At 63.0% G+C, this 25,973-nt stretch carries 20 protein-coding genes; 13 read left to right on the forward strand and 7 right to left on the reverse strand.

Features of this window, described 5'->3' with window-relative positions; translation table 11 throughout:
* Positions 1-27 precede the first annotated feature (27 nt).
* From ACI7M0_RS16995 to ACI7M0_RS17015, 5 genes are all read left to right on the forward strand, one after another.
* A complete protein-coding gene (locus ACI7M0_RS16995; RefSeq protein ID WP_020193372.1) occupies positions 28-723 on the forward strand; it encodes a sel1 repeat family protein in 696 nt (231 codons plus the stop codon).
* A gap of 145 nt (positions 724-868) precedes the next feature.
* Entirely contained in the window at positions 869-1,561 is a 693-nt protein-coding gene (locus ACI7M0_RS17000; RefSeq protein WP_003250429.1) for an AzlC family ABC transporter permease, read from the forward strand.
* Positions 1,558-1,872, forward strand: a complete 315-nt coding sequence (locus tag ACI7M0_RS17005) for an AzlD domain-containing protein (RefSeq protein WP_020193370.1) — start codon at positions 1,558-1,560, stop codon at positions 1,870-1,872. Before ACI7M0_RS17000 ends, ACI7M0_RS17005 begins: the two co-directional genes overlap by 4 nt.
* Positions 1,869-2,714, forward strand: coding sequence for an AraC family transcriptional regulator (locus tag ACI7M0_RS17010; RefSeq protein ID WP_129932539.1), 846 nt, complete (start codon positions 1,869-1,871; stop codon positions 2,712-2,714). The genes ACI7M0_RS17005 and ACI7M0_RS17010 overlap by 4 nt, the downstream gene beginning before the upstream one ends.
* A 242-nt stretch (positions 2,715-2,956) precedes the next feature.
* Positions 2,957-3,184 carry a hypothetical protein gene (locus tag ACI7M0_RS17015; protein ID WP_003250422.1) on the forward strand — a complete coding sequence of 76 codons (228 nt, stop codon included), beginning with the start codon at positions 2,957-2,959 and terminating at the stop codon, positions 3,182-3,184.
* Between the two features lie 49 nt (positions 3,185-3,233).
* Here ACI7M0_RS17015 and ACI7M0_RS17020 read toward each other — a convergent pair whose 3' ends face one another.
* The 5 genes from ACI7M0_RS17020 to ACI7M0_RS17040 form a co-directional block, all read right to left on the reverse strand.
* Complete coding sequence (locus tag ACI7M0_RS17020; RefSeq protein WP_129932540.1) at positions 3,234-3,716, reverse strand: copper chaperone PCu(A)C; 483 nt, start codon at positions 3,714-3,716, stop codon at positions 3,234-3,236.
* The gene (locus tag ACI7M0_RS17025; RefSeq protein ID WP_003250418.1) at positions 3,717-4,325 is read right to left on the reverse strand and encodes an SCO family protein; all 609 of its coding nucleotides are present in this window, start codon (positions 4,323-4,325) and stop codon (positions 3,717-3,719) included. It lies immediately after the preceding gene.
* 196 nt (positions 4,326-4,521) lie between these two features.
* Positions 4,522-5,106 carry a Fe-S biogenesis protein NfuA gene (gene nfuA, locus ACI7M0_RS17030; protein ID WP_003250416.1) on the reverse strand — a complete coding sequence of 195 codons (585 nt, stop codon included), beginning with the start codon at positions 5,104-5,106 and terminating at the stop codon, positions 4,522-4,524.
* A 58-nt stretch (positions 5,107-5,164) separates the two neighbouring features.
* Positions 5,165-6,199: an acyltransferase gene (locus ACI7M0_RS17035; RefSeq protein WP_129932541.1), complete on the reverse strand. Its 1,035-nt coding sequence runs from the start codon at positions 6,197-6,199 to the stop codon at positions 5,165-5,167.
* 192 nt (positions 6,200-6,391) lie between these two features.
* Positions 6,392-8,692, reverse strand: coding sequence for a fatty acid cis/trans isomerase (locus ACI7M0_RS17040; RefSeq protein WP_129932542.1), 2,301 nt, complete (start codon positions 8,690-8,692; stop codon positions 6,392-6,394).
* Positions 8,693-8,874: 182 nt separating this feature from the next.
* Between ACI7M0_RS17040 and metH the strand changes: the two genes are divergently transcribed.
* Both metH and ACI7M0_RS17050 read left to right on the forward strand, forming a co-directional pair.
* Complete coding sequence (gene metH, locus ACI7M0_RS17045; protein WP_129932543.1) at positions 8,875-12,582, forward strand: methionine synthase; 3,708 nt, start codon at positions 8,875-8,877, stop codon at positions 12,580-12,582.
* A 169-nt stretch (positions 12,583-12,751) separates the two neighbouring features.
* Positions 12,752-12,967: a DUF2970 domain-containing protein gene (locus ACI7M0_RS17050; RefSeq protein ID WP_004573790.1), complete on the forward strand. Its 216-nt coding sequence runs from the start codon at positions 12,752-12,754 to the stop codon at positions 12,965-12,967.
* A gap of 810 nt (positions 12,968-13,777) precedes the next feature.
* On the opposite strand, the gene ACI7M0_RS17055 is transcribed toward ACI7M0_RS17050, so the two are convergent.
* The gene (locus ACI7M0_RS17055) at positions 13,778-14,854 is read right to left on the reverse strand and encodes an ABC transporter substrate-binding protein (protein ID WP_129932141.1); all 1,077 of its coding nucleotides are present in this window, start codon (positions 14,852-14,854) and stop codon (positions 13,778-13,780) included.
* Positions 14,855-15,067: 213 nt separating this feature from the next.
* On the opposite strand from ACI7M0_RS17055, the gene ACI7M0_RS17060 reads away from it, so the two are divergent.
* Positions 15,068-16,720 carry a nitrite/sulfite reductase gene (locus ACI7M0_RS17060; protein ID WP_129932140.1) on the forward strand — a complete coding sequence of 551 codons (1,653 nt, stop codon included), beginning with the start codon at positions 15,068-15,070 and terminating at the stop codon, positions 16,718-16,720.
* Positions 16,704-17,198, forward strand: a complete 495-nt coding sequence (locus tag ACI7M0_RS17065; protein WP_003250391.1) for a DUF934 domain-containing protein — start codon at positions 16,704-16,706, stop codon at positions 17,196-17,198. The genes ACI7M0_RS17060 and ACI7M0_RS17065 overlap by 17 nt, the downstream gene beginning before the upstream one ends.
* A gap of 46 nt (positions 17,199-17,244) precedes the next feature.
* On the opposite strand, the gene ACI7M0_RS17070 is transcribed toward ACI7M0_RS17065, so the two are convergent.
* Entirely contained in the window at positions 17,245-21,432 is a 4,188-nt protein-coding gene (locus tag ACI7M0_RS17070) for an NEL-type E3 ubiquitin ligase domain-containing protein (protein WP_129932139.1), read from the reverse strand.
* Between the two features lie 203 nt (positions 21,433-21,635).
* Between ACI7M0_RS17070 and dkgB the strand changes: the two genes are divergently transcribed.
* From dkgB to ACI7M0_RS17090, 4 genes are all read left to right on the forward strand, one after another.
* On the forward strand, positions 21,636-22,439 hold the full coding sequence (gene dkgB / locus ACI7M0_RS17075; RefSeq protein ID WP_064493404.1) for a 2,5-didehydrogluconate reductase DkgB: 804 nt from the start codon (positions 21,636-21,638) through the stop codon (positions 22,437-22,439).
* A gap of 20 nt (positions 22,440-22,459) precedes the next feature.
* Positions 22,460-23,632, forward strand: a complete 1,173-nt coding sequence (locus ACI7M0_RS17080) for an MFS transporter (RefSeq protein ID WP_129932143.1) — start codon at positions 22,460-22,462, stop codon at positions 23,630-23,632.
* A gap of 162 nt (positions 23,633-23,794) precedes the next feature.
* A complete protein-coding gene (locus ACI7M0_RS17085; protein WP_129932138.1) occupies positions 23,795-25,027 on the forward strand; it encodes an MFS transporter in 1,233 nt (410 codons plus the stop codon).
* Positions 25,028-25,063: 36 nt separating this feature from the next.
* Positions 25,064-25,837, forward strand: coding sequence for a helix-turn-helix domain-containing protein (locus ACI7M0_RS17090; RefSeq protein WP_064493407.1), 774 nt, complete (start codon positions 25,064-25,066; stop codon positions 25,835-25,837).
* Positions 25,838-25,973 lie beyond the last annotated feature (136 nt).

Raw genomic sequence — 25,973 nt, forward strand, 5'->3', positions numbered from 1 at the left:
GTACCTGGCCATCCATGGGGTTTGCCTGTGAACCTTGTGCGGCGCCTGCCCCCGCTATTGGCTGCGCTGATGCCATTGGTCGCGCAAGCGCTGGAGGTACGCATCGACCCTCATGCCGACCTGCTCTACCGTCAGGCCTTGCCGCTGCTGGAGCAGGCCGATGACCAGGGCGACGCTAACAGCACGCTGCGCACCGCAGTAGGCGGTGACCCTGAGCTTAGCCGCCAGGGCCAGGCCATGGCTCACACCTTGCCGACAGCGGTTGCCCTGCTGAAAAAATCGGTAGAGCTTGGCCACCCGGTCGCACAGTACCGCCTGGCCCTGTACTACATGACGTACCTGCCCGCCGCGCAAATCCCGGAGGCCGCCTGCCCGTTGCTCGAAGCCAGCCTCCAGCAGGGGTTTGCCGCACCGGCGCCAGCCATTGCCACCTGGTGCCAGCCGTACAACGTCAGCAGCGAGTACCGTACAGCGCTGGAGGCCATCCCCAGCATGGCCACCGTGTACGCCCCCTACTACCCGCAACCGGCCACACGCCTGGCTTGCAACCGCAGCCGGCCACAAGGCCTGGAGATGCTGTGGGGGCGTCAGCGCGATTACCAGGCCGAGGTGTACCGCCTGCTTGGCGACCTCGACCCACAGCAGCGCACGAGCCTGCTGCAGAAAGCCGTAGACATCAATGGCTGCGCAACGGCGCAACAGCTGCTGACCAGCCGCCCATAACCCAAGGTCATTCGGGGCCGCCTTGCGGCCCTGTTGTCAATTGGCCACTGAGGTTGAGGCGCGCGCCTCGACCAGCAAGATCGTTCAAGCCATCCCCTGCCCCGTCTGTCATGCTGGCCTGCCACGTAGCCGCCATGCAGCCATCATGCCCCACATCGCCCGCCAAGCCTTTCTTCACGGCGCCATTGCCATTCTCCCGTTGTCCCTGGCCGTTGCCCCTTGGGGCCTGCTGGCCGGTTCCATGGCCATCGAGGCCAACCTCAGCGCCTGGCAGGGGCAAGGGCTGTCGGCCATCGTCTTCGCCGGCGCCGCGCAGCTGGTGGCCATTGGCATGCTCAAGGGGGGTGCCAACCTGGCGTCGATCCTGCTCACCACCCTGCTGTTGACCTCGCAGCACCTGCTGTATGGCCTGTCGATGCGCCCGCTACTGTCCAGCCAGCCGCTGCGCTGGCGCCTGGGCCTGGGCTTTCTGCTGACCGACGAATTCTTCGCCCTGACCAGCCAGTACGACCAGCAGCAATTCAACCGCTGGTATGCCTTGGGGGTGGGCCTGACTTTCTACATTGCCTGGAACCTGTTCACCCTGGCCGGCATACTGCTGGGCCAGAATATTCCACACCTGGACCAGTTCGGCCTGGATTTCTCCATTGTCGCCACTTTTGTCGCCCTGATCGCCCCGCTGGTGCGCAACCTGGCCACCGTGGTGTGCGTAGCCGTGTCGCTGTTCTGTTCAGTGCTGTTCAGTTACTGGCACTGGGAAACCGCCCTGGTGGTCGCAGGCCTGCTGGGCATGAGCGCCGGGTTCATTTGCCAGAAATTCGCCGGAGCCCGCGCATGACCTGGATCCTGATTTTCGCCATGGGCGCCATCGTGTTCCTCAACCGCTACGCATTCCTGGAGCCGCGCCTGCCCTTGCGCCTGAGCTCGAATGCCCGGCAGTTTCTCGGCTTTGCCGTGCCGGGCATGCTCACCGCCATCTGCGGCCCGATCATCTTCATGGCTGACCACCAGCTCAACCTGAGCCTGCTCAACCCCTACCTGCTGGGCTCCCTTGTGGCCATCGCCCTGGTGCTGTTGACCCGCAGCGTATTGCTGAGCATGCTGGTGAGCATGTTGATCTTCTTCCTTCTGCGCAGCTGGCTGGCATGAGCCCCCCCTTGCGCGAGCAGACACACCTCTGGCAGGCGCCAGCCCTGGGCGACGTCGAGATGCTGCACGCTCGCTACTATCAGCAGCGCTTTGCCCCGCATGTGCACGAAGGCTATGTATTCACCGTGATCGAGTCGGGCGCCCAGCGCTTCTGGCACCGCGGCAGCGAGCACCTGGCACCGGTCGGCAGCATGGTGCTCATCAACCCCGACGAACTGCATACCGGCGCTACGGCCCATGAAGCCGGCTGGCGTTATCGCGGCTTCTATCCCGAGCACGAGCGGGTGACCGGTGTGCTCGACGAACTGGAACTGGGCCGCCACGGCATGCCCAGCTTCAAGGACAGCGTGATCCATGACCCGGCCCTGGCCATCGCTTTCAGCCAGCTGCATCAGTTGTCCGAAGCCAGCGCCAGCGCCTTGCAGCAGCAGACGGCCTGGCGCCAGGCGGTGCTGGCCCTGGTGCAGCGGCACGGGCAGTGCGCCGAGCCTTCGGCCCCTGGCCACGAACCCCTGGCCGTAGCCCGCGCCCGCGAACTGCTGGAAAGCCAACTGGCCGACCCGCCCTCACTGGAAGCGCTGGCGGCAGCAGTCAACCTGTCGCCGTTCCACTTCGCCCGGGTGTTCCGCCAGGCCACCGGACTGCCCCCCCATGCCTGGCTGAAGCAACGCCGCCTGGCCCGCGCCCGCGAAATGCTGAAGCACGGCCTGGCCGCTTCGCAAGTGGCGTTCGACCTCGGCTTTGCCGACCAGAGCCATTTGAGCCGGCAGTTCAAGCAAGCCTATGGGGTGACCCCGGGGGCGTATCGACAAGCCTGCGTTCACTCTGCTCTACGCGCGTGAGAGGGCGGCAGCGCCCTCTCGAGAATGCAGACCCGCCAGCAGCTACCAGACTGTGCAGTTGAGCACTTCAACAGGTCACTTTCAGATCCCGAGCCTTGGATCCCACGCACGAGACGAGCATCAACTTTAAACATGCAGACGCGGCAGTAGCCCTTTGCAGCTGCCGCAGCGCGCCTTGCAAAGGCCACAAGAGCCTGGCCAACCCTCTGCTACACTGACAAGGCTGAATGGAGGATCCTGTCATGTCCGAAAGAGAGCTCACCACCCTTCTGTCGTTGATGAACCAGCGCCAGGCCTGTCTGAGCAGTGCCTGCAAGGAGATTGCCGACTGGATCGACCGGCAGGGCGATGTGCCCGCCGCCGGCAAGATCCGCGCTAGCCTGAAGGCACTGGAGGCCGATGAGGCCCAGGTTCGCAAGACCCTGACGTCGCTGACCCTCGACAGACCGCTGCCGCGCTTTCGTAGCTGAAAGGCGCAGTTGAAAAGAAAAGGGCCGCTGAACGCGGCCCTTTGATCTGTCAGTGGTTCATGTGCATGTGATCATGCCCACCACCCGCGTCGGCGTTGAGTGCACGCACTTGTGCCTGAACTTCCAGGGTTTCCTTGGCGCCCTTGGCATCCTCGATGGTCAGGGTCAGAGGCACTTTGTCACCCTCCTTCACCTGATTGTGCAGGCCCATCAGCATGACATGCAGGCCATTCGGGTCCAGGGTCACTGCCTTGCCGGCTGGCAATTCGATAGCCTTGACCTCACGCATGCCCATCACGTCACCGTTCATGGTCATCTCGTGCACCTGCACGGTCTTGGCCACGGGCGAAGCCACACCCACCAGCTTGCTGTCGCTGCTGGCAGTCAGGACCATGAAAGCACCGGTAGACTGCTGGTGCGGCACGCTGGCACGCACCCAGACATCACTCACGGTGGTCTGGGCCAGGGCCGGCAGGGCCAGCCCCATCAGTACCAGGGCAGCCAGACCGCGTTTGATCGGTTGCATCGACATTCAGCAGATCTCCATCAGGGTGACCAGATCTTCGGCGCATTCCTTGGCGTTCAGGGAATGGCCCAGGCTCAGGCGCAGGGTGCCACGTGTATCGTAGACGTAGCTGGTGGACGAGTGAGAAATGGTGTAGGTGTCTCCGGCCGGAACCTTCTCGTAGAACACCTTGAATTCCTTGGCCACGGCGGCAATTTCCTCGGGGGTGCCGGTCAGCGCGGTGAACGTCGGGTCGAAGGCCTTGACGTAGGCATCGAGCACCTCGGGCGTGTCGCGCTCCGGGTCAAGGGTGATGAACACCACCTGGAACAGGTCGCGGTCGCGGCCCCTCAGCAGCTTGCGAATCTGCGCCGCACGCGCCAGCGTGGTCGGGCAGACGGCTGGGCACTGGGTGAAGCCGAAGAAGACCATCGGCATGCTGCCGTAGAAGCTCGACAGGGTGCGCACGTTACCTTGCGGGTCTTTGAGGCTGAACTTGCGCCCGAGGATTTCGTTGCTCATGTTCTTGCCGTACTTGAACTCGAGCCCCCGGGCCGGGCTACAGCCTGCCAGCAGGCCAAGCCCGAGAACGCCCATGCCGGCGACAACCGCACGCCGGGTCAAAAGATCATTCATGAAACCATCCTTTAAAGGGAAGGTGCCGGCCCTCGGGACGGGCCGGTCGAAAAACCGGGGCATTCTGGCATGACGCCCAGAGGGGTTCTACCCGACAAAGGCGAGGATGGCCTGCAGCCCTTTGAATATGGGCTGCGGCCTATTGTCGCGGGGGTTGAAACCGTAACACTTTGTTGCTAAGGGAACCGCCTTCAACTCAGTAGTAGGCGTTTTCTTTCTGGCTGTGGTCAGTCACGTCACGCACGCCCTTCAGCTCCGGAATACGCTCGAGCAGGGTGCGCTCGATGCCTTCCTTCAGGGTGACATCGGCCTGGCCGCAACCCTGGCAGCCACCACCGAACTGCAGCACGGCAATGCCGTCGTCGACCACGTCCACCAGGCTCACCTGGCCGCCATGGCTGGCCAGGCCGGGGTTGATCTCGGTCTGCAGGTAGTAGTTGATACGTTCGTTGATCGGGCTGTCTTCGTTGACCATCGGCACCTTGGCGTTTGGCGCCTTGATGGTCAGCTGGCCGCCCATGCGGTCGGTGGCGTAGTCGACCAGTGCGTCTTCCAGGAACGGTACGCTGACGGCGTCCAGGTAAGCAGTGAAGCTTTTCAGACCCACGGCGGTGTCGTCAGGCTTCTCTTCGCCCGGCTTGCAGTAGGCGATGCACGTCTCGGCGTACTGGGTGCCCGGCTGGGTGATGAAAATGCGAATGCCGATGCCGGGCGTATTCTGCTTGGAGAGCAGATCGGCCAGGTAGTCATGGGCGGCGTCGGTAATGGTTATAGCGCTCATGTAGGTTCCTCACAGACTTGCGGCCAAGTGTACGCCAACCCAGCCTTCGAACAAAGTCCTAGCAATTGACTCGGGAAAGCGCATATTCAGGGGCCGGCCCCCGTTGCGCCGCCAGCCAGGCCTGCATTCGCCGGTACAGGCCGCGCTCCAGCCACTGGTAGCTGAACCACGACATTAGTCCAATGGACGGCACGCACAGGGCGAACGTCAGGAACGGGTTCAGCTGCAGCCGCTGGCTGGCGAACCAACCGGCATACAGCACCAGCACATGAATCAGGTACACCGAGTAGGAACAGTCGCCAAGGGCCTTGAGCAGTCGATTGCCCTGGAACAGCGGCTCCATGGCCACGAAGGCCAGGACGACCATCGCACTCGGTAACCCCCAGTGCAGCAAGCGCTGGGAAGCGTCCAGATAGTAGATCGCCATGCCCGCCACACCCAGCAACGCCAGCGGCAACCACCGCCCCTGGCGGATCAGCCCGCGGCGGTACAGTACGCCGACACCAATGCCCAACAGAAACTCGTAGATGATGTCGTTGTTGTAGAAGCGGCTGACCACGCCCATGCGCCCCAGTACCTCACTGACCAGCAACAGAGCGGCAGTCACCAGCAGCAGGTGATGCCGTTGGCGTACCAGGAACGCCAGGCCGAACAGCAGGTAGAAGAACATCTCGAAGTTCAGCGTCCAGCCCACGTTCAGAGTCGGGTAAAGGCCATAACCACCTGGGTTTTCCGCCGGGATGAACAGCAGCGACAGGAACAGGTGCCGCCAGTCAAACGCCTGATGTGGCATCCATTGGCTGAATGCCAGTAGCAATATGGCCATCAGGGCTGTGTAGAACCAGTAGGCAGGGACGATGCGCAGCGCCCGATTGAGCAGGAACTGGCGCGGCTCGATGGTTTTGTCGCGGGTCGACAGGTAGATGACCAGCCCACTGATGACGAAGAAGATGTCGACGCCTACGGCGCCACGGTCGGTGAGCAGTTGGCCGATGGGGCCGGTGGCGTGGAAGTCGAAGAAGATCTGCATGAAATGGTGGCAGACCACCACCCAGGCGGCGAACGCCCGCAATGCCTGAAGCGAATACAGCATGGAATACCCTGCGCTTGGCGGTGCATTGAGGCCCGTATCGAGTGCAGAGGCCAGCGCCAGCCTTGAGCGCAGCGCCGTACCTGTCGTAGGAGCGGGTTCACCCGCGAAGGGCTGCAAAGCAGCCCCCAGCAATCGATCCAGACCACCTACTCTGTCCGACCGCAAGCAAATCGGAAAGGTCAGCCAACCCGATCAGAGGTTCTCGTAGCGGTTCATGTCCAGCACGCCCGCCTCGACCGGTTCGGTCTCCTTGATATAGCTGTTCAGGTCATGGAAATAGCGCCAGAAGGCCGGGTGACTGCGGCGCACACCCCAGCGCATGACAATGCGCTCGAACTTCGCCGCGTCATCTTTGGCATACTCCATGTCCTCGACGAACTCCGGCACATCCGTGGTCGGGATGTTGAAGATGAAGTTCGGGTAGCTGCTGAGCACCCCCGGGTACAGGGTCAGGGTATCCAGCCCCGGCTGGTAGCGGTACGCCTCACCCAGCAGGAACGCCACGTTGCTGTGCGCGCGGTTGCGCAGCAGGCTGTACACCTGACGCTGGCCGTCCTGTCCTTCGATACGCAGCATGGTCGCCTCGGGCAACTGGTTGATCACCTTCAGCCCGGCCGCCGGGCGCGACACCAGACGGCTGAGCGACTGCTCGGCATTGCGGAACTCTTCGCTGATCTGCGGCCGTGAGCAGAACGCGCCCTGGCAGCGATTGATCGGGTCCGGCGCGGCATTCAGGCTGCCGGTGCGCTGCAGCAGCTTCAGGCCAAAGTCGCGTTTGGGGTTGCGCGAGTCGAGCTTGATGCCACTCGGGGTGTCGGTGTCGATGTCTTCATAATCCATCCACATCTTCACCTTGCCGCTGTTCTGGTACCAGTCGCCAAGGATCGCCTTACGCTGGTCGGCCGGCATCAGGCGCAGGAAGTTGACCTCGGCGCCGTTGCGGATCAGGTCGAAGTACAGGCGCGTCTGCAACTGGTGTGAAACGTTGCCATACACATCGAAGTTGACCGCCAACTGGTAATACGTGCGCTCGAACAACGGGTAGTCGAACAGCCACACGGTCAGCGGCACATCACCCACCAGGCCCTTGGTCACCGATGCGCTGTCGAAGTGGCGGAAGATGCTCAGCAGCGCATTGTCGTTACCGGCCCACAGTGTCGACCATCTCGGTGCCGGCATTTCGGCATAGGCTTCACGGCGCAGTTTTTCGTAGTCGTTGCGCTTGTCACGATAGGCGTGCCACAGGCTCAGCACACTGCCCACGTCATCGATCTGACCAGGCATGGCCAGCAGCGGGGTAGCCTCGCCCCGGTACTCGGCATCGGTGACATAGCGATCGAAGGCCGGCTCCTGGAACAGCGCCCAGAAGTTGTCGCGGATCACGTCAGTGGCAATCTGCCCGCGGCACACCGGGCCACGGATGAAGGTGCGCACGAAGTACTCGGCGTTATCCAGCATGAACTGGTAGCGCGCCACTGCCGGGATCGCCTCGAAGGTTTCAAACGGGTTGGCCCGGTGGCGCGGGCCGTAGCCCGGAAGCGCGGCGGCATGCCAGTCGCCGGCATAGAACAGCTGCTTCACGCGCTTGAGCTTCTGCGGCCCCATCGGGTAGGTGATGTGCGTCTTGTGCACGATCACGCCCTGCACCGGGATCAACCGGTAGTAGAAGTCCGTGCCCGGCGGGTCGTTGGGGCGGCGGGTGGCAATGATATCGACCGGCTTGCCACTTGGCGTGCGCGAGCGCACCCACTGGAAGAAGTGGCCCTGCTCGCCGCCAGCGAAATAGATGTGCGCCAAAAACAGGTGCTCGTACAGCCAGCGTCCCACCAGCGCCTCGGTAGAACCCGGGCGGTTGAGGAGTTCTTCCCACTCTGCGATCTGCCTGGCTTCGGCCGCGCTCGGCTGGATCGGCTGGTACTCCACCGGCGCACCAGCGGCCAGCCAGCGGCGCATGGTGGCATATTCCTTGTCGGTCAGCCCGGTCACCGCCAGCGGCATGCCCTCCTTGGGGTGTGCGCCGGCATAGGCGTCGAATTCATGGGGCAACGGGCACATGTTGTTGCGGCTCAGGCCCAGGACGATCTCTTCGGGCAGCTTGGCGTTGGGCGTAAGCGGGGTCTTGTGGCCCAACTCCAGCATGCGCGCCATCAACGCGGCCTGACCGCCCTGGTTGTCGAGCACCGAGTAGAAGCCCTTCTTGCGCCATTGCTCTTCGCTGTGGGCGTCGTAGAACAGCCGCGTGGTGGGCACCGCCTTGCTCCGCTCGCCCTGGTACACCGGGACCTTGCTGGCCCCGCGTACCGCGCCTTCAGGGCTTTCCAGCTTGAGCTGGCAGGCGGCGTCGTTGCAGGCGTGGCAGGCCACGCACTTCTCGGTGAAGATCGGTTGAATGTCCCGGGTGTAGGAAATAGCCGGGCTCGACTGGGGGGCCTGCCCGAATACCGCGCCGCTGATGAGCAGGGCGAAGGCGCCGGCAAGGATACGATGCACCATGTGCGGAAAGTCCTGGTTCTTGAAAGCCATCACGATTTGTTGCCTGGTCGTCCTGGGTGCTTCGCGCTGCCTCCACCCGCCCAACATGAGCAGTTTTCATGCAAATGGGCGACATGCCTAAAAACCGCGCAGCTTTGTTATGATTCGGCACCTTCTGATATTCGCCCGACCAGGTAGTTCCTATGTCCGACCGCAGCGCTCGTCTCCAAGCACTCCAGAACGCACTCAAAGAGCGCATCCTGATCCTCGACGGCGGCATGGGTACTATGATCCAAAGCTACCGCCTGGAGGAACACGACTATCGTGGCACGCGTTTTGCCGATTGGCCAAGCGATGTGAAGGGTAACAACGACCTTTTGCTGCTCAGCCGCCCGGACGTGATCGCCGCCATCGAGAAGGCCTACCTGGATGCCGGTGCCGATATTCTCGAAACCAACACCTTCAACGCCACGCAGATTTCCCAGGCCGACTACGGCATGGAGTCGCTGGTTTACGAGTTGAACGTCGAAGGCGCGCGCATCGCTCGCCAGGTTGCCGATGCCAAGACCCTGGAGACGCCGGACAAGCCGCGCTTCGTTGCCGGCGTGCTCGGCCCTACCAGCCGAACCTGCTCGATTTCCCCGGACGTCAACGACCCAGGGTTTCGCAACGTCACCTTCGACGAGTTGGTAGAAAACTACATCGAGGCCACCCGTGGCCTGATCGAAGGCGGCGCCGACCTGATCCTGATCGAAACCATCTTCGACACCCTCAACGCGAAGGCGGCGATCTTCGCCGTGCAGCAAGTGTTCGAGGACGACAACGTCGAACTGCCGATCATGATCTCCGGCACTATCACCGACGCCTCCGGCCGTACCCTGTCGGGCCAGACCACCGAAGCGTTCTGGAACTCGGTGCGTCACGCCAAGCCGATTTCCGTGGGCCTGAACTGCGCCCTCGGCGCCAAGGACCTGCGCCCGTACCTGGAAGAACTGGCGACCAAGGCCGATACCCACGTGTCCGCCCACCCCAACGCCGGCCTGCCGAACGCCTTCGGCGAGTACGACGAAACCCCGGCCGAGATGGCCGCGGTGGTCGAAGAATTCGCGGCCAGCGGCTTCCTCAACATCATTGGCGGCTGCTGCGGCACCACGCCGGGGCACATCCAGGCCATTGCCGAAGCCGTGGCCAAGTACAAGCCGCGCGAGATCCCGGAAATCGCCAAGGCCTGCCGCCTGTCGGGCCTGGAGCCGTTCACCATCGACCGCCAGTCGCTGTTCGTCAACGTCGGTGAGCGCACCAACATCACCGGTTCCGCCAAGTTCGCCCGGCTGATCCGCGAAGAGAATTATACCGAAGCCCTGGAAGTCGCCCTGCAGCAGGTCGAGGCCGGCGCCCAGGTAATCGACATCAACATGGACGAAGGGATGCTCGACTCCCAGGCGGCCATGGTCCGGTTCCTCAACCTGATCGCGGGTGAGCCGGACATTTCGCGCGTACCGATCATGATCGACTCGTCCAAGTGGGAAGTGATCGAAGCCGGCCTCAAGTGCATCCAGGGCAAGGGCATCGTCAACTCCATTTCCATGAAGGAAGGCGTCGAGCAGTTCAAGCACCACGCCCGCCTGTGCAAGCGCTATGGCGCTGCCGTGGTGGTCATGGCCTTCGACGAAGTCGGCCAGGCCGACACAGCCGCGCGCAAGAAGGAAATCTGCCAGCGCAGCTATGACATCCTGGTCAACGAAGTGGGCTTCCCGCCAGAAGACATCATCTTCGACCCGAACATCTTTGCCGTCGCCACCGGTATCGAAGAACACAACAACTACGCCGTCGACTTCATCGAAGCCTGTGCTTATATCCGCGACCACCTGCCCCACGCCCTGAGCTCGGGTGGCGTGTCCAACGTGTCGTTCTCGTTCCGTGGCAACAACCCGGTGCGTGAAGCGATCCACTCGGTGTTCCTGTACCACGCGATCCAGAACGGCCTGACCATGGGTATCGTCAACGCCGGCCAGCTGGAGATCTACGACGAGATCCCGGCCCAGCTGCGTGAAAAGGTCGAGGATGTGGTGCTCAACCGCACCCCGCATGGCACCGATGCACTGCTGGCCATCGCCGACGACTACAAGGGTGGCGGCGCAACCAAGGAAGTGGAAAACGAAGAGTGGCGCTCGCTGCCGGTGGAAAAACGCCTGGAGCACGCGCTGGTCAAGGGCATCACCGCGTTCATCGTCGAAGACACCGAAGAATGCCGCCAGCAGTGCGCGCGCCCCATCGAAGTGATCGAAGGCCCGCTGATGAACGGCATGAACGTGGTCGGCGACCTGTTCGGCGCGGGCAAGATGTTCCTGCCGCAGGTGGTCAAGTCGGCCCGCGTCATGAAACAGGCCGTTGCTCACCTGATCCCCTTCATCGAAGCCGAAAAAGGCGACAAGCCAGAAGCCAAGGGCAAGATCCTGATGGCCACGGTGAAAGGCGACGTGCACGACATCGGCAAGAACATTGTCGGCGTGGTGCTGGGCTGTAACGGTTACGACATCGTCGACCTTGGCGTGATGGTGCCGGCGGAGAAGATCCTGCAAACTGCCCGCGAGCAGAAGTGCGACATCATCGGCCTGTCCGGCCTGATTACCCCGTCGCTGGACGAAATGGTCCACGTTGCCCGCGAAATGCAGCGCCAGGGCTTCGAACTGCCGCTGATGATCGGTGGCGCCACCACCTCCAAGGCGCACACTGCAGTCAAGATCGAGCCCAAGTACAGCAACGACGCGGTCATCTACGTCACCGACGCTTCGCGCGCGGTCGGCGTGGCCACCCAGTTGCTGTCCAAAGAACTCAAGCCGGGCTTCGTCGAGAAGACCCGCCTGGAATACGTGGATGTGCGCGAGCGCACCGCCAACCGCAGCGCCCGCACCGAGCGCCTCAGCTACGCCCAGGCGATCGCCGCCAAGCCGCAGTACGACTGGGCCGGCTACCAGCCAACGGCGCCCTCCTTCACCGGCGTCAAGGTGCTGGAGGACATCGATTTGCGCACCCTGGCCGAGTACATCGACTGGACGCCGTTCTTCATCTCCTGGGACCTGGCCGGCAAGTTCCCGCGCATCCTCACCGACGAGGTGGTTGGCGAGGCCGCTACGGCGCTGTACAAGGATGCCCGCGAGATGCTCGACAAGCTGATCGACGAGAAGCTGATCAGCGCCCGCGCGGTATTCGGCTTCTGGCCGGCCAACCAGGTGGACGATGACGACATCGAAGTCTACGGCGAAGACGGCCAGGCACTGGCCACCCTGCACCACCTGCGCCAGCAGACCATCAAGCCGGACGGCAAGCCCAACTGGTCGCTGGCCGACTTCGTCGCACCGAAAGACAGTGGCGTTACCGACTACGTAGGTGGTTTCATCACCACCGCCGGCATCGGTGCCGAGGAAGTGGCCAAGGCTTACCAGGACAAGGGCGACGACTACAGCTCGATCATGGTCAAGGCCCTGGCCGACCGCCTGGCCGAAGCCTGTGCCGAATGGCTGCACGAGCAGGTGCGTAAAGAGCACTGGGGCTATGCCCGCGACGAGCACCTGGACAACGAGGCGCTGATCAAGGAACAGTACAGCGGCATCCGCCCTGCGCCGGGTTATCCGGCCTGCCCCGACCACACTGAAAAGGAAACCCTGTTCCGCCTGCTCGATGGCACCGCCATCGGTGAAACCGGGCCAAGCGGAGTGTACCTCACCGAGCACTTCGCGATGTTCCCGGCGGCGGCGGTCAGCGGCTGGTACTTCGCCCACCCGCAGGCGAAGTATTTTGCCGTAGGCAAGGTCGACAAGGACCAGATCGAGCGTTACAGCGCACGCAAAGGCCAGGATATCAGCGTGAGCGAGCGCTGGCTGGCGCCTAACCTGGGGTATGACAGCTAAACGACTGCGCTGGCTTCTTCGCGGGCTTGCCCACACAGGTATGAAACAGCCCTCAAGGGCAGTCATTTACCTGTTGGAACGGGTTTCCTCGCGAAGAGGCCGGCACGGGCAACCTCACAACCATTGCCTACACTGTCCCTGATTGCCTCTGATTTCCCCAGGAGCCACCATGGACGATTCCAGCCAGGGCAAACCCCCGACCTTCTGGCAGATGCTGCACAGCATCCTCGCCGCCGCCTTCGGCGTGCAAAGCGGCAAAAACCGCGCACGCGACTTCACCCACGGCAAGGCCAGCCATTTCATTGCGCTGGGGGCGCTGTTCACCCTGGTGTTCATTGCGGTATTGATCGGCCTGGTGCAGTTGGCGCTGCACCTGACCCGCTAACCTGTGCCGGCCTCTTCGCGGGTGAACCCGCTCCTACAGGGCCTATGCCCAACCCCCGACCTGTGTCCACCCTCGTTCAGGCGTAGGAGCGGGTTTACCCGCGAATACGGTCGCGACGGCAACGGTGAACGGCGGGTGGAAATTGGCCAGCAGGCCCGGCCCTTTCGCGGGTGAACCCGCTCCTACGACGGCCTGTGTCCAACCACCGACCTGTGTCCACCACCGATCCGGTGTAGGAGCGGGTTTACCCGCGAATACGGTAGCGGCGGCAACGGTGAACGGCGGGTGGAAATTGGCCAGCAGTCCCGGCCCTTTCGCGGGTGAACCCGCTCCTACGAGGGCCTGTGTCCAACCACCGACCTGTGTCCACCCTCGATCTGTGTAGGAGCGGGTTTACCCGCGAATACGGTCGCGGCCGCAACGGTGAACGGCGGGTGGAGATTGGCCAGCAGGGCCGGCCCTTTCGCGGGTAAACCCGCCCCTACGACGGTCCTGCGCCATTCTCAAGGGATATGTTTTCACCGCGAAGAGGCGGCCACAGGCAATAAGAAAGCGCCTGCGAGATTCCCTCCCGCAGACGCCCCTGCTACATCACGGTCTTGAGTTGCAAGTCACTGGTGGCTGACCCAATACACGGCAGTGACCACCACCAGAACGATCAGGCAGAGGATCGCCCAGGCATCGACGCTGCTGTCAGCTTTGCGGACCTTGGTTGAGTTTCCCATTGCATTGCCTCTTGTAGTGGTTATGGGAATGCACTTCACCACCAGCAGTTAAGACGAGCAATGCCCTTCCCTCAAGCAGGGTCATTCAATATTCGACCGGTGACGCCAGAAACGGGTAACGGTACCCGGGCGGCCGCCCTTCGGCACTGTAACGCCGAAAATCGACGCCGTAGTCGTCCCTTTCCAACAGCTTCAGCCAGCGCCTGGCCTTGGCCTGATCGATTTCCTGCAATACCGGAACACGGCGCTCGCGCACGCCGTCGCGGTTCAACGCCAGCCCGTGGGCATCATCGTGCAGCATCACCATGGCCCAACCGCCAAGGGTGAAATGCCCACCCATCAGTACGCTCAGGCGCCCATCGATACGCGCGCGCAAGGCTTCGGGCGAGCTGTTGACGGCAGCGAACAGCACGTCACGCCCCGGCGTGTGCCCGGCCTCCTCGAACGCCTGCATGGCACCAAAGGCCATCTGGTCATTGGCCGACCACACCAGCCGGGTGGCCGGGTAACGTTCCAGCAACTGCTTCGCTTGCTCATAGGCGCGCTGGCGGTTCCAGCCGCCGTATACCACTTGCCGCAAGCGCACCTGAGGGAAATCGGCCAGGGCGCGGCGCATGCCCTCAACGCGCAACTGCGAGGCCGGGGTGGTCTTGACCCCGGCAAAAGCCACCAGGTCCACCGGCCCTGCGTCGCGAGGCAGCTGTGCGAGCAACAGGTGCAACATTTGAAAGCCTGCCTGCTCGTCGTTGCTCACCAAGGTACCCAGTGGCTCGGCGTACTTGTCAGGCTGGCCCTCGATGCTGAGGCGCTGGCTGGCGGTCAGGCCATTGTTGACCAGCAGCAGCTTCACCCCGGTGCCACGCGACAGGCGCAGGATTTCCGGCGCCACGTACTGCTCGTTGACCAGCACCAGGTAATCCGGCCGCTGCGGCGCGCTCAGGATCGCCCGGGCCTGGGTCAGTGCCAGGTCGGCGCGGCGCTCGCTGTATTGCACCTGCAGGGTCATGCCCAGCTCGTCCGCGGCGGCCTGCATGAAGCGGGTATAGCTGGTCCAGAATGTCTCGTTGGACAGCCCCGGGTTGAGGAACACCACCGAAGCCGATTGCGCATTTGCCACCAATGGCAAGACAAGGCACAAGCTTTGGCACAGGGCCTTGAGCATGGGGTCACATCTCTGCGAAGCAAACGCCGGATTATAAACGCCTGGCGATGCTCCGCGCACAAATGGCAGTCAATCTCACATAGTCCATTTGGTTCTTTTCATATGCAAAAACATCACTTTAGCGCATAACCGCAACCTGATATCGTTTCCCGGCTCCGTACCGGAGTGCGCGGCCGTGCGCGCGAATAGCTGCATGCCTGAGACAGGACTTTTATGTACGTATACGACGAGTACGATCAGCGGATCATCGAGGACCGCGTCAAGCAGTTCCGTGATCAGACCCGCCGCTACCTGGCCGGTGAGCTGAGCGAAGAAGAATTCCGCCCTCTGCGCCTGCAGAACGGCCTTTACATCCAACGTTTCGCGCCGATGCTGCGTGTCGCGGTGCCGTACGGCCAGCTGAACGCCAAACAGGTCCGCACCCTGGCCAAGATCGCTCGCGACTATGACAAGGGCTACGCCCACATTTCCACCCGCCAGAACGTGCAGTTCAACTGGCCGGCGCTGGAAGACATCCCCGACATCCTCGCCGAACTGGCCACCGTGCAGATGCACGCGATCCAGACCAGCGGCAACTGCCTGCGCAACACCACCACCGACCAGTTCGCCGGTGTGGCCGCAGACGAAATCGTCGACCCGCGCCCGTGGTGTGAAATCGTCCGTCAGTGGACCACCTTCCACCCGGAATTCGCCTACCTGCCACGCAAGTTCAAGATCGCCATCAACGGCTCGCAGGAAGACCGCGCCGCCATCGAAGTGCACGACATTGGCCTTGAGCCGGTGCGCAACGCTGCCGGCGAACTGGGCTTCCGTGTGCTGGTCGGTGGCGGCCTGGGCCGTACCCCGGTGGTGGGCTCGTTCATCAACGAGTTCCTGCCATGGCAGGACCTGATCAGCTACCTCGACGCCATCCTGCGCGTGTACAACCGTTACGGTCGCCGTGACAACAAGTACAAGGCGCGGATCAAGATCCTGGTCAAGGCGCTGACCCCGGAAGTGTTCGCCGAAAAGGTTGAGGCCGAAATGGTCCACCTGCGTGGCGGCACCACCACCCTGACCGAAGCCGAAGTGCAGCGCGTATCGCGCCACTTCGTCGACCCCGAGTACCTCGCACTCGACAACGTCGACTACACCGCACTGGATGCCGAGCACCCAGGGTTCGCCCGCTGGCGCTCGCGCAACACCCGCGCCCACAAGCGCCCGGGCTACGTGGCTGTGACCCTGTCACTCAAGCCTACCGGTGTTGCCCCGGGCGACGTGACCGACAAGCAGCTGGACGCCGTGGCCGACCTGGCCGAACGCTACAGCTTCGGTTTCCTGCGCACCTCGCACGAGCAGAACATCATCCTCGCCGACGTCGAGCAGCGCCAGTTGCACGCGCTGTGGCTTGAACTGCGCGAGGGCGGCTTCGCCACCCCGAACATCGGCCTGCTGACCGACATCATCTGCTGCCCGGGTGGCGACTACTGCTCGCTGGCCAACGCCAAGTCGATCCCGATTGCCGAGTCCATCCAGCGCCGCTTCGACGACCTGGACTACCTGTTCGACATCGGCGAAATCGACCTGAACATCTCCGGCTGCATGAACGCCTGCGGCCACCACCACGTGGGCCACATCGGCATCCTCGGCGTGGACAAGAAGGGTGAGGAGTTCTACCAGGTGTCGCTGGGCGGCAACGCCGCACGCGGCGCAAGCCTGGGCAAGATCCTTGGCCCGTCCTTCGCGCAGGATGACATGGCCGATGTGATCGAGAAGCTGATCGCCGTGTACGTCGAGCAACGTACCGAGGAAGAGCGTTTCATCGACACCTACCAGCGTATCGGCATCGACCCCTTCAAGGAACGCGTCTATGCAGCGAATCATTAAGAACAACCAGATCGTCGACGAAACCTGGCACCTGCTGCCCAAGGAAACCTCGTTCGACGAGCTGACCAACTGCGACGACTACATCGTGCCGCTGCAAATGTGGCGCGACCATGCCCACGTGCTCAAGGCCCGCGATGGCGGCCTGGGCGTATGGCTGGACAGCGACCAGGAAGCGGAGGAAATCGGTGAAGACGTGCACCACTTCCAGGTCATCGCCCTGAACTTCCCGGCATTCACCGACGGCCGCAGCTACTCCAATGCGCGTCTGCTGCGTGACCGCTACAAGTTCAAGGGCGAACTGCGCGCCATCGGCGATGTGCTGCGCGACCAGCTGTTCTTCATGGCCCGCTGCGGCTTCGACGCATTCGCCATCCGTGCCGACAAGGACCCGGAAGACGCGCTGCAAAGCCTGAAGGACTTCTCGGTGACCTACCAGGCCGCTACCGACGAACCGCTGCCGCTGTTCCGCCGCCGCTGATCGTCCCGCCCCAGCGAACAGCCCGCCTCTCGGCGGGCTGTTTCGTTCACAGGCCGTGGCGCTGGATTGCCTCACGGCTCAATTCAAGCAGAAGCTGCCGTTTCGCGACCTCACGCGCTGCGCAGATATGCTCGACCTGGGCAAAATAGTCGCCATCACTCAGCGTTTTCGATTGTTCGAGCAACGTATCCAGGCGCTGCTGAAAAGGCTCGTCCAGGCGGCTGAAGCGCGCCGCCTGCTGCTCCTGCAGGTAGTCCTGCCAGAAGGTTCGATCTGCCAGCGCCTGCGCCAAGGCTTGTGGCGTTTCCTGCCGCAGCACCTCGCTGCGCGCGGCGTCCAGGTCTTCACGGCCAACTCCACTGAAACTCTCGTACGAAAGATGGCTGGGCTGCACGGGAAGGTCGAGACTATCTGCCAGCCTGACGCGATAGGTCAGGTAAACCTCAACGGGATCGTTCGAAAAATAATCCGCAATATGCCGCGCGGCAATTGCGTTGACTTTGTCCAGGCGGAACAACGAACGCCCCAGCCTGACCAGCGCCCGCTCCTTCTGTAAACCGGTACCGGCTGTACCGGCCTTGGCGACCAGCGCGCCAACCTCCAGCTCGCTGAGCGTCAGCAGCAACTCGTCACTGCAACTGCGCGGCCGGGCAACTTGCTCGAACAGGCTCGCGCGTACTTCAGCGTGCTGCTCGCAGGCCTCGAGGATATGCCACACCCGGGCCTGCAGGTCGCGCGGTTGTGCGTCGTATTCACGCAGGGCGCGTAAATCAGAGAAAAAGCGGAACAGATCCTGCGCCCCGGCTTCCTGGCTCAAGCGGTTCCAGCTCGCCAATCGCACCTCGCGCTGGGCTGGCGTGAATCCTGAAAACCAAGGGGCTGCAGCGTTCGGGATCGAAGTGGCATGAGCTGCACGTCGACGCTCAACGGCCCCGGCCGACGCCCTGGCCAACTGCAAGCGCTGCAAGGTTTCGTCCGAGAGTGGATTGTCGTGCAGCTCCAGGCCCCGCAACAAGCGAAGCGGCACTAAAGACAGCGCTTCAGGCAGTGTCTGAATCTGGTTGTCACGCATGTCCAGCAACTCCAGATTACCGTGCCTGGCCAGATCAGCGGGCAGATCGCCCAGCCCGGTGTTGCGCAAGGACAGCCGGCGCAGCAGGGGGAAAGACGCCAAGGGTGGCAGCAAGCCGACCGGGTTACCGTTGAGCTCCAAACGGCGCAGCTCCACAAGCTGGCTCAAACGCAGGTTATCCTCGCTGGAAAGCACGATCTGGTTGCCGCCAAGGCGCAGGGTCCTCAGTTCGGTCAGTTGCTCGATACCTGCGGGAAGGCGCGTCAGCTGGTTGTTCCGCAAGTCCAGGTTGCGCACCTTGCTGAAGCGACCAAGAAAGCCCGCATCAAGGCTCGTCACCTGCATATCGCGCAGGGTCAGGTGCGTGATGTGGTCGAAACTCACATTATCAGGCAACGCTGGCAGGTCACCCACCCGCTCACCCACGAGGGTCAGGTGGTAGTCACCCGCCACCTCCCCAGGGGTAAAGCGCTGCCAGCTTGCCGTAATACGCCTGGCAACCTTGATACGACGCAGGCGGCGAACAATGTTCAGTCCTGCGTCATTTCGCCAGGCTTGCAATGCCTGCTTGAGGCTGACCTTGGCCTGTAACAGTTGGCTCACATGGTTCCAGGGGTCCACTCCCCGCCAAGCCAGGTCTTGCAGGTAGACCTCCAGCTGCTCACTGCTCATCACCGGATACACGTGGTTCAACGTGCGCCGCAGTGCCTGGCGAGTCCCTGTCAGGTGGCCACTGAGCGGGTAGCCCAACCGCCCATCGAACAACCGTACAGGAGGGCGAATCCCCTGCCCCACACGGGCCAGCCCAATCATTCGGGCCGCCGCTTCACGGTCAGCGAGCGCCTCACGCCCAAGCCGCTCACCCAGTGCGTCATCCGTCATCTGGCTAATACCAAGCAACTGTCGCTGGCGGCTGTCCAGCTGCCGTCTCAACGTCTGCAGCAACCCACCCCTGCCCGCGGCAGGCAGCTCAACGTTGACCCCAGCCGACCAAGGGGCGATGGCATCGATCAGGCCCAGCGCGAGCTTACCGGTATCGTCATTTTCTGCGGCGGCCTGGCGCAACCCTGCGCAGGCACGGTCTATCCGGCTGTCGCGTATTGCCCAGCGGGCACGCTCCGCCAAGGCCAGGGGTACCCGGCCTGCACCCGTCAGGCTCTCCATCTCGACGCTGCTGGCCCCCTCGACGATTTCCCGTGCGCAGCGGTGGGAAAGGCCTGGGAAGTCCCGCATCAATACGCGGTCCGCTGCTTGCGGATTGATCTGTCGCTCGTTGAAGACCTCCTCGAAAGCGTCACCCCGCAACATCGGGAAATCACGGTGCAATTGCTGGCGTTCGATGGCATCGAGCAAGCGTGCCGGCGCGGGCGCATTTTCCAACAGCAAACGGCGCAGGCAGTCAGCCTCGAAACCGGTGGTCTGCAGCGCTACAGATACCGCCTCATCGGGCACCTGCGCCGTGCGGCTGGCAAGGCGGCGCACCATGTAGGCGGGGTCATGCCAGCGCTGCGGTTGCTCGAACTCATGCACCCATCCCCCGGCACCATTGTGCTCAAGTGCCGGTGAATACGCCCCTGGCCTTGATGGGTGATGAATACGCCATGCGCCATCGTCCCCCTCGCTCACCTCATAGACAGCATCGTGCAGGCGCCTCAGCGAACGGCCAGTTTCATTCACGGCCTGGCCTACCATCAGATCGACGCCCTCACGCTGATAGCCCGACAAGGATGGATCACACAGCCGCAACTGGCCATCGCCCAGGCTTACCGGCACCAAGGCATCCACCTGCGCCACTCGCTGGGCCAGCTTGCCAAGTGCCGTCGCCCCGGCCATCGTCACCGCCGTCATCACAACCGTGTCGGCCACGTTGAACAAGTGACCCAATGCGGCGTCGCGATCACCCAACTGCCAATCCTGGTAGCCTTCGTACACCTCACCCGCCAGTTGCACCACCGTAAGCCCCAGCAGGGCCTGCCCCAACACAGGCACAAACAGCGCTGCCAGGCCTGCCACGCTCAACCCCAAATCCAGATAGCCCTGCAAACGTGCGCGGCGGTCGGCGACATCCTCATCCTCTGTCGATACCGCCAATACCCGCGCGTCATCCAGCATTTTTTTGATCCGGGCTTGGCGCAGCGCGACGAACACGTCGCCCTCGATCGCAAAACAGCGGCCATCCAGCTCAAGCGGAAGAACAGTATTACCGTGGCTGAGCAGTGCGTTCAGGGCCGCGCAGAAGGTGACGCGATCACGCTCTGCGACGAAGCGCTGGAAGTACCGCCGATAGGCCTCATTACGCAAGCGTATGCCAAGCGTCATGTACAGCAGCTCCCAGCTGGTGTGCCAACTCACCGGGGCATACGGGTCCTCAGGCAACCACGCGATAACACCAAGCAGGCGGGCGTTCTGACGCACTTCGATCACCAGTGCACCAATGACCTCCTTGCCCAACAGCCGCAGGGTGTGACACTTCAACACGGTGTTGTCGGCTGGCAGGAAAGACGCGGTGCCCACAACCTGGTTGATCCACTGACAGGTCTGCTCATCGATTTCACCCTTGATCCTTGCGGCGATTGCAGCAAGCGCCAGGTTGGCGCTCAACGCCTCCTCCAGGGTGCTCTCGACGGCCACCCCCTCGCCTTCAAGCTTCGATTGCAAATGGCTTTGATAACGCCTGCCGATATCAAGGTCTCTGCAAAGGCGGACAAAGGCTTGCGCACTTAGCGGCAGCAGGTGCCCGCTGGCAGTGACCAACTGCGACCCGGTCGCGAACCAGCCAGGCTGCATTTCCTTTTGGTGGAAGTTGTGCAGTGCCGCCGAGAGCAGCGTCTGGGTGCTGACGATGCGTGTCGAAGTACTTGGCAAGGCAGGTGATATCGACGGTTTTGGCTGCAGGGTCACCAGCCTGAGCTGAGCCTGGCGCAGGTCTACCTGCCTGATCGAATGGGCCTCAAGTGCTCTTTTGAGCAACGACTCGGCGAACTCATCCAAGGGGGTTATGGCCCCTAACCAGGCGTCTACTTGGTCCTGCGCCCGCTGTTGGCGCAAAGCAGCGGCGCGCAGCTCTGTCAGCTCTTGGGCAGACGCGCGCTTGAGCCAGCCTGGCAACTGACGGGCAATCAGCGCATCGATGGAATCGGCAGGTATTACGGAAGGGGTCATGGGCAGCCTCGACGCTTGATAAAAAAGCGCTAGCTGAACAAGGTTCCAATCCCCTCTGGCCCTATTTATGTAGTGAATGCACAGCTTGAAAATGTATTTGTGCCTACAGGTCAAATGACTTTGGCGCCGTAGCGGCTTATTCGCTGCCGTTCAAACCTGCACACTGGGCACCACATGATCCTCCCCCATTCAGGAGCAACCCCATGAGCGTTCCTTCCTTCGGCCTTGGCACCTTCCGCCTCACCGGCCAAACTGTCATCGACTCGGTCAAGTCTGCCCTGGCAGTCGGCTACCGTGTCATCGATACCGCACAGATCTACAAGAACGAAGCCGAAGTCGGCCAGGCCATCGCCGAAAGCGGCGTGCCGCGCAGCGAGCTGTTCATCACCACCAAGATCTGGGTCGACAACTACGCCGCCGACAAGCTGATCCCCAGCCTGCGTGACAGCTTGCAGAAACTGCGCACCGACTACGTCGACCTGCTGCTGATCCACTGGCCAGCGCCGGGCAACGGCGTAGAACTGCCCGAGTACATGAAGGCCCTGGCCGACGCCAAGCAGCAAGGCCTGGCTCGCCAGATCGGCGTTTCCAACTTCAACATCGAGCTGACCAGGCAAGCCATTGCCGTGGTCGGCAAAGGGGAAATCGCCACCAACCAGATCGAGCTCAGCCCCTACCTGCAGAACAGCAAGCTGACCGCGTTCCTCAAGGAACAAGGGATCACCGTGACCTCGTACATGACCCTGGCCTACGGCAAAGTGCTGAAAGACCCGGTACTGGCCCAGATCGCCGCCAAGCACAAGGCTACCGTCGCCCAGGTTGCCCTGGCCTGGGCCCTGCAACTGGGCTATGCCGTGATCCCGTCGTCGACCAAGCGTGAAAACCTGGCCAGCAACCTGCTTGCCCGTGGCCTGAAGCTGGACAGCGACGACATGGCACGCATCGCCAAGCTGGAGCGCAACGGCCGCGAGGTCAGCCCTGACGGCCTGGCGCCAACCTGGGACTGACACCGATGACTGCTCAAACAATGAGACCCGGCCGCGTGCTTTTCGCGTTGGCCATTGGCGCCTTTGGCATCGGTACTACCGAGTTCACCCCGATGGGGCTGCTGCCGGTCATCGCCCAGGGCGTGGAGGTGAGCATCCCCAGCGCCGGCATGCTGATCACCGCCTATGCCATTGGCGTGATGGTCGGCGCGCCGATCATGACCCTGCTGTTCAGCCGCTTTGGGAAGCGCGCTGCGCTGATGGCGCTGATGGCCATCTTCACCCTTGGCAACCTGCTGTCGTCACTGTCGCCGGACTACTACACCCTGCTCGCCTCGCGACTGGTCACCAGCCTCAACCATGGTGCGTTCTTCGGCCTGGGAGCCGTGGTGGCAGCCAGCGTGGTGCCCAAGGAGAAACAGGCCAGCGCCGTGGCCACCATGTTCATGGGCCTGACCATCGCCAACATCGGCGGCGTGCCGGCCGCCACCTGGATCGGCCAGCAGATTGGCTGGCGCATGGCATTTGCCGGTACCGCCGTACTCGGCCTGCTGGCCATGGCCGCGCTGTGGTACGCCCTGCCCAAGGGTGAACGCGGCAGCGTGCCGCACGTGCGCAAGGAACTGGCGGTCATTGCCCGCCCCAGCGTGCTGCTGGCAATGGCCACCACCGTGCTCGGTGCCGGCGCCATGTTCACCTTGTACACCTACGTGGCGCCGGTGCTGGCCGAACTGACCGGTGCCTCGGACGGCTTCGTAACCTTGGGACTGGTACTGATCGGGGTTGGCTTCACCCTTGGCAACAGCCTGGGTGGCCGCCTGGCCGACTGGTCGCTGGATGGCGCGGCGATAATCTTCCTCGCCGTGCTGGCGCTGATCATGCTGGCGATGCCCCTGGTACTGAGTAGCCACATAGGCGCTGCCATCGCCCTGCTGGTCTGGGGCATGTTCACCTTCGCCGTGGTACCGCCGCTGCAAATGCGCGTAATGACTGCCGCCATCGAGGCGCCAGGCCTGGCATCGTCGATCAACGTGGGTGCGTTCAACCTGGGTAACGCCGTGGGCGCGGCGCTGGGTGGTGCGGTTATCAGCCTGAACCTGGGCTACGCCGCCGTGCCAATGGCCGGAGGTGTGCTGGCGGCTGCGGGGCTGTTGCTGGTATGGCTGGGCGGGCGCAACAAGGTCGCCGGCAAGACCGCAGCCGATATGGCCTGAAGGCAATCACCTGCAGGAGCGCCTCCGCTCTCCTGCCAGGCTGTGGGCACGGATGCCCGAAACGCGACATTGGCTGCCTGTTCGGCGTGAGACAGGCAACCTCGGCACTGGATAACCTGCTGCGGCAACGCCTTGCTCCCTTGCCATAGAAGAACCTTGCCCATGACAACCTCCGCCGCCTCCGTAGCCGCCGCCACGCCTGCCGACCAGCCTCAGGGCTTTGTCGTGCGCATCGTCGGTGCTGCTGCATTCGCCCACCTGCTCAATGACCTGATTCAAGCCGTACTGCCGTCGATCTACCCCATGCTGAAAAGCGATTTCGCGCTGAGCTTCGCCCAGATCGGCTGGATCGCCTTGGTGTATCAGGTGACCGCTTCCCTGCTGCAACCCTGGGTCGGCATGTTCACCGACAAGCACCCACAACCCTACCTGCTGCCTGCCGGCATGTTGGTGACGCTGGTGGGCATCGCCCTGCTCGCCTTTGCCGGCAGCTATGAAATGCTGCTGGTGGCCGCCGCCGTGGTCGGCGTGGGTTCGGCCACCTTTCACCCAGAGGCCTCGCGGGTCGCCAGGATGGCTTCCGGCGGGCGCTTCGGGACCGCGCAATCAACCTTCCAGGTCGGCGGCAATACCGGCTCGGCCCTCGGCCCACTACTCACCGCTGCCATCATCATTCCGCACGGCCAACCGGCCATTGCCTGGTTCATGCTGGCCGCTGCGCTGGCTGTTCTGGTGCTGCTGCGGGTGACGGGCTGGAGCGTGCGCCACGGCCAGGCCCGGCTCAAGAGCTTCGCGGGCCAACAGGCCCCCGGCCTGTCGCGGGGTGCCATGTGGCGCGCTGTGGCGGTGATCGCCGTGCTGATGTTCGCCAAGTTCGTCTACATCGCTTCGTTCACCAACTTCTTCACCTTCTACCTGATCGAGCATTTCGGCCTGAGTGTGCAGCACAGCCAGCTGTACCTGTTCGTGTTCCTCGCAGCCGTTGCGCTGGGCACCTTTGCCGGTGGCCCGGTGGGTGATCGCATCGGGCGCAAGGCCGTGATCTGGGTCTCGTTCCTCGGCGTGGCACCGTTCGCCCTGGCCCTGCCCCATGCCAACCTCGCCTGGACAGCCGTACTGGCGGTGGCCATCGGCCTGGTGATGTCCTCGGCATTCGCTGCCCTGGTGGTGTATGCCCAAGAGGCGGTGCCAGGCCGGGTCGGCATGGTTTCGGGGGTGATGTTCGGGCTGATGTTCGGCATCAGCGGTGTGGGTGCAGCCGGCCTGGGCACACTGGCCGACCGGCATGGCATCGAATGGGTGTACCAGGCCATCGCGTTCCTGCCGCTGCTCGGGTTGGCCACCGCCTTGCTGCCGGCCACCCGCTCGCGGGCCCGCCCAGGTCGTTGCTGCTAAAGTGGCGCTGCCAGGCTGCTCCGATATGAGGTCACGATGGTAAAGCCGCAGCGTGAATTGTTGGTGGAGGTCGATGAGTGGACCTGGGAAGTGGGTAGCCGTGCGACAGACTACCCAAGCGACTGGTTCATCGAGCCCCATAGCCATACCAAGCATCAACTGATCTATGCCATCAAAGGCCTGATGATCGTCGAGTCCGGAAACGAATGCTGGACGGTGCCACCCAGCCGAGGTGTGTGGATGCCTTGCGGCCAGGTGCACGCCATTCGCTGTGTCGGCGACGTGAAGATGCGCAGTGTGTTCGTGCGCAGCGACGCGGCAACCGGCCTGCCCCTGCAGAGCAAGGCCATCAGCATCTCGCCCTTGCTCAGCGAACTGATCAAGGCCTCGGTGGGGTTCACCGCACCGTTTGCCGAGGACTCGCGCGAAGCCCGGGTCATGCGCCTGATCCTCGACGAAATCTGCGTACTGCCGACCTTGCCGCTGAAGCTGTCGCAACCCAGCGACCAGCGCCTGCGGGTGATCTGCACGGCGTTGCATGAACGGCCCGACGATAATGCCACCGTTGCCGACTGGGGCCTGCGACTGGGGGTGGACGAAAAGACCATCCAGCGGTTGTTCCGCAAGGAAACCGGCATGACCTTCGGCCAGTGGCGCCAACAGGCGCGGCTGATGCAGGCACTGGAGCGGATTGCCCTGGGCGAGCGAATCATCGATGTGGCGGGGGCCTTGGGCTATGACAGCCCAAGTGCCTTCGCCAGCATGTTCAAGCGCCAGTTCGGTACCACGCCCAGTCAGTTCTTCAGATAACCTGAAGTCCACGCATTTGCCGGCACTGGCCCGCCGCATACGGGCTGTCCGCTGACGGCTCGCCCTGCCTGTTCTTGCACAGCATCCCCGCCAAGCCGTATACAGTACCCCTACAACAATGCCCGCAAAGGAGCCC

It is taken from the genome of Pseudomonas sp. 10(2024) (genome assembly GCF_045164175.1).
GTDB classification, from domain to species: domain Bacteria; phylum Pseudomonadota; class Gammaproteobacteria; order Pseudomonadales; family Pseudomonadaceae; genus Aquipseudomonas; species Aquipseudomonas alloputida.

Bases quoted from the DNA above. Each gene is read 5' to 3' on its own strand.
- ACI7M0_RS17000 (WP_003250429.1), top strand. From the start codon at position 869: ATGCCCCACATCGCCCGCCAAGCCTTTCTTCACGGCGCCATTGCCATT.
- metH (WP_129932543.1), top strand. From the start codon at position 8,875: ATGTCCGACCGCAGCGCTCGTCTCCAAGCACTCCAGAACGCACTCAAA.
- ACI7M0_RS17050 (WP_004573790.1), top strand. From the start codon at position 12,752: ATGGACGATTCCAGCCAGGGCAAACCCCCGACCTTCTGGCAGATGCTG.
- ACI7M0_RS17005 (WP_020193370.1), top strand. From the start codon at position 1,558: ATGACCTGGATCCTGATTTTCGCCATGGGCGCCATCGTGTTCCTCAAC.
- ACI7M0_RS17040 (WP_129932542.1), bottom strand. From the start codon at position 8,692: ATGGTGCATCGTATCCTTGCCGGCGCCTTCGCCCTGCTCATCAGCGGC.
- ACI7M0_RS17025 (WP_003250418.1), bottom strand. From the start codon at position 4,325: ATGAATGATCTTTTGACCCGGCGTGCGGTTGTCGCCGGCATGGGCGTT.
- ACI7M0_RS17065 (WP_003250391.1), top strand. From the start codon at position 16,704: ATGCAGCGAATCATTAAGAACAACCAGATCGTCGACGAAACCTGGCAC.
- ACI7M0_RS17010 (WP_129932539.1), top strand. From the start codon at position 1,869: ATGAGCCCCCCCTTGCGCGAGCAGACACACCTCTGGCAGGCGCCAGCC.
- dkgB (WP_064493404.1), top strand. From the start codon at position 21,636: ATGAGCGTTCCTTCCTTCGGCCTTGGCACCTTCCGCCTCACCGGCCAA.
- ACI7M0_RS17055 (WP_129932141.1), bottom strand. From the start codon at position 14,854: ATGCTCAAGGCCCTGTGCCAAAGCTTGTGCCTTGTCTTGCCATTGGTG.
- ACI7M0_RS17015 (WP_003250422.1), top strand. From the start codon at position 2,957: ATGTCCGAAAGAGAGCTCACCACCCTTCTGTCGTTGATGAACCAGCGC.
- ACI7M0_RS17035 (WP_129932541.1), bottom strand. From the start codon at position 6,199: ATGCTGTATTCGCTTCAGGCATTGCGGGCGTTCGCCGCCTGGGTGGTG.
- ACI7M0_RS17085 (WP_129932138.1), top strand. From the start codon at position 23,795: ATGACAACCTCCGCCGCCTCCGTAGCCGCCGCCACGCCTGCCGACCAG.
- ACI7M0_RS17080 (WP_129932143.1), top strand. From the start codon at position 22,460: ATGAGACCCGGCCGCGTGCTTTTCGCGTTGGCCATTGGCGCCTTTGGC.
- ACI7M0_RS17020 (WP_129932540.1), bottom strand. From the start codon at position 3,716: ATGTCGATGCAACCGATCAAACGCGGTCTGGCTGCCCTGGTACTGATG.
- ACI7M0_RS17090 (WP_064493407.1), top strand. From the start codon at position 25,064: ATGGTAAAGCCGCAGCGTGAATTGTTGGTGGAGGTCGATGAGTGGACC.
- nfuA (WP_003250416.1), bottom strand. From the start codon at position 5,106: ATGAGCGCTATAACCATTACCGACGCCGCCCATGACTACCTGGCCGAT.
- ACI7M0_RS17070 (WP_129932139.1), bottom strand. From the start codon at position 21,432: ATGACCCCTTCCGTAATACCTGCCGATTCCATCGATGCGCTGATTGCC.
- ACI7M0_RS17060 (WP_129932140.1), top strand. From the start codon at position 15,068: ATGTACGTATACGACGAGTACGATCAGCGGATCATCGAGGACCGCGTC.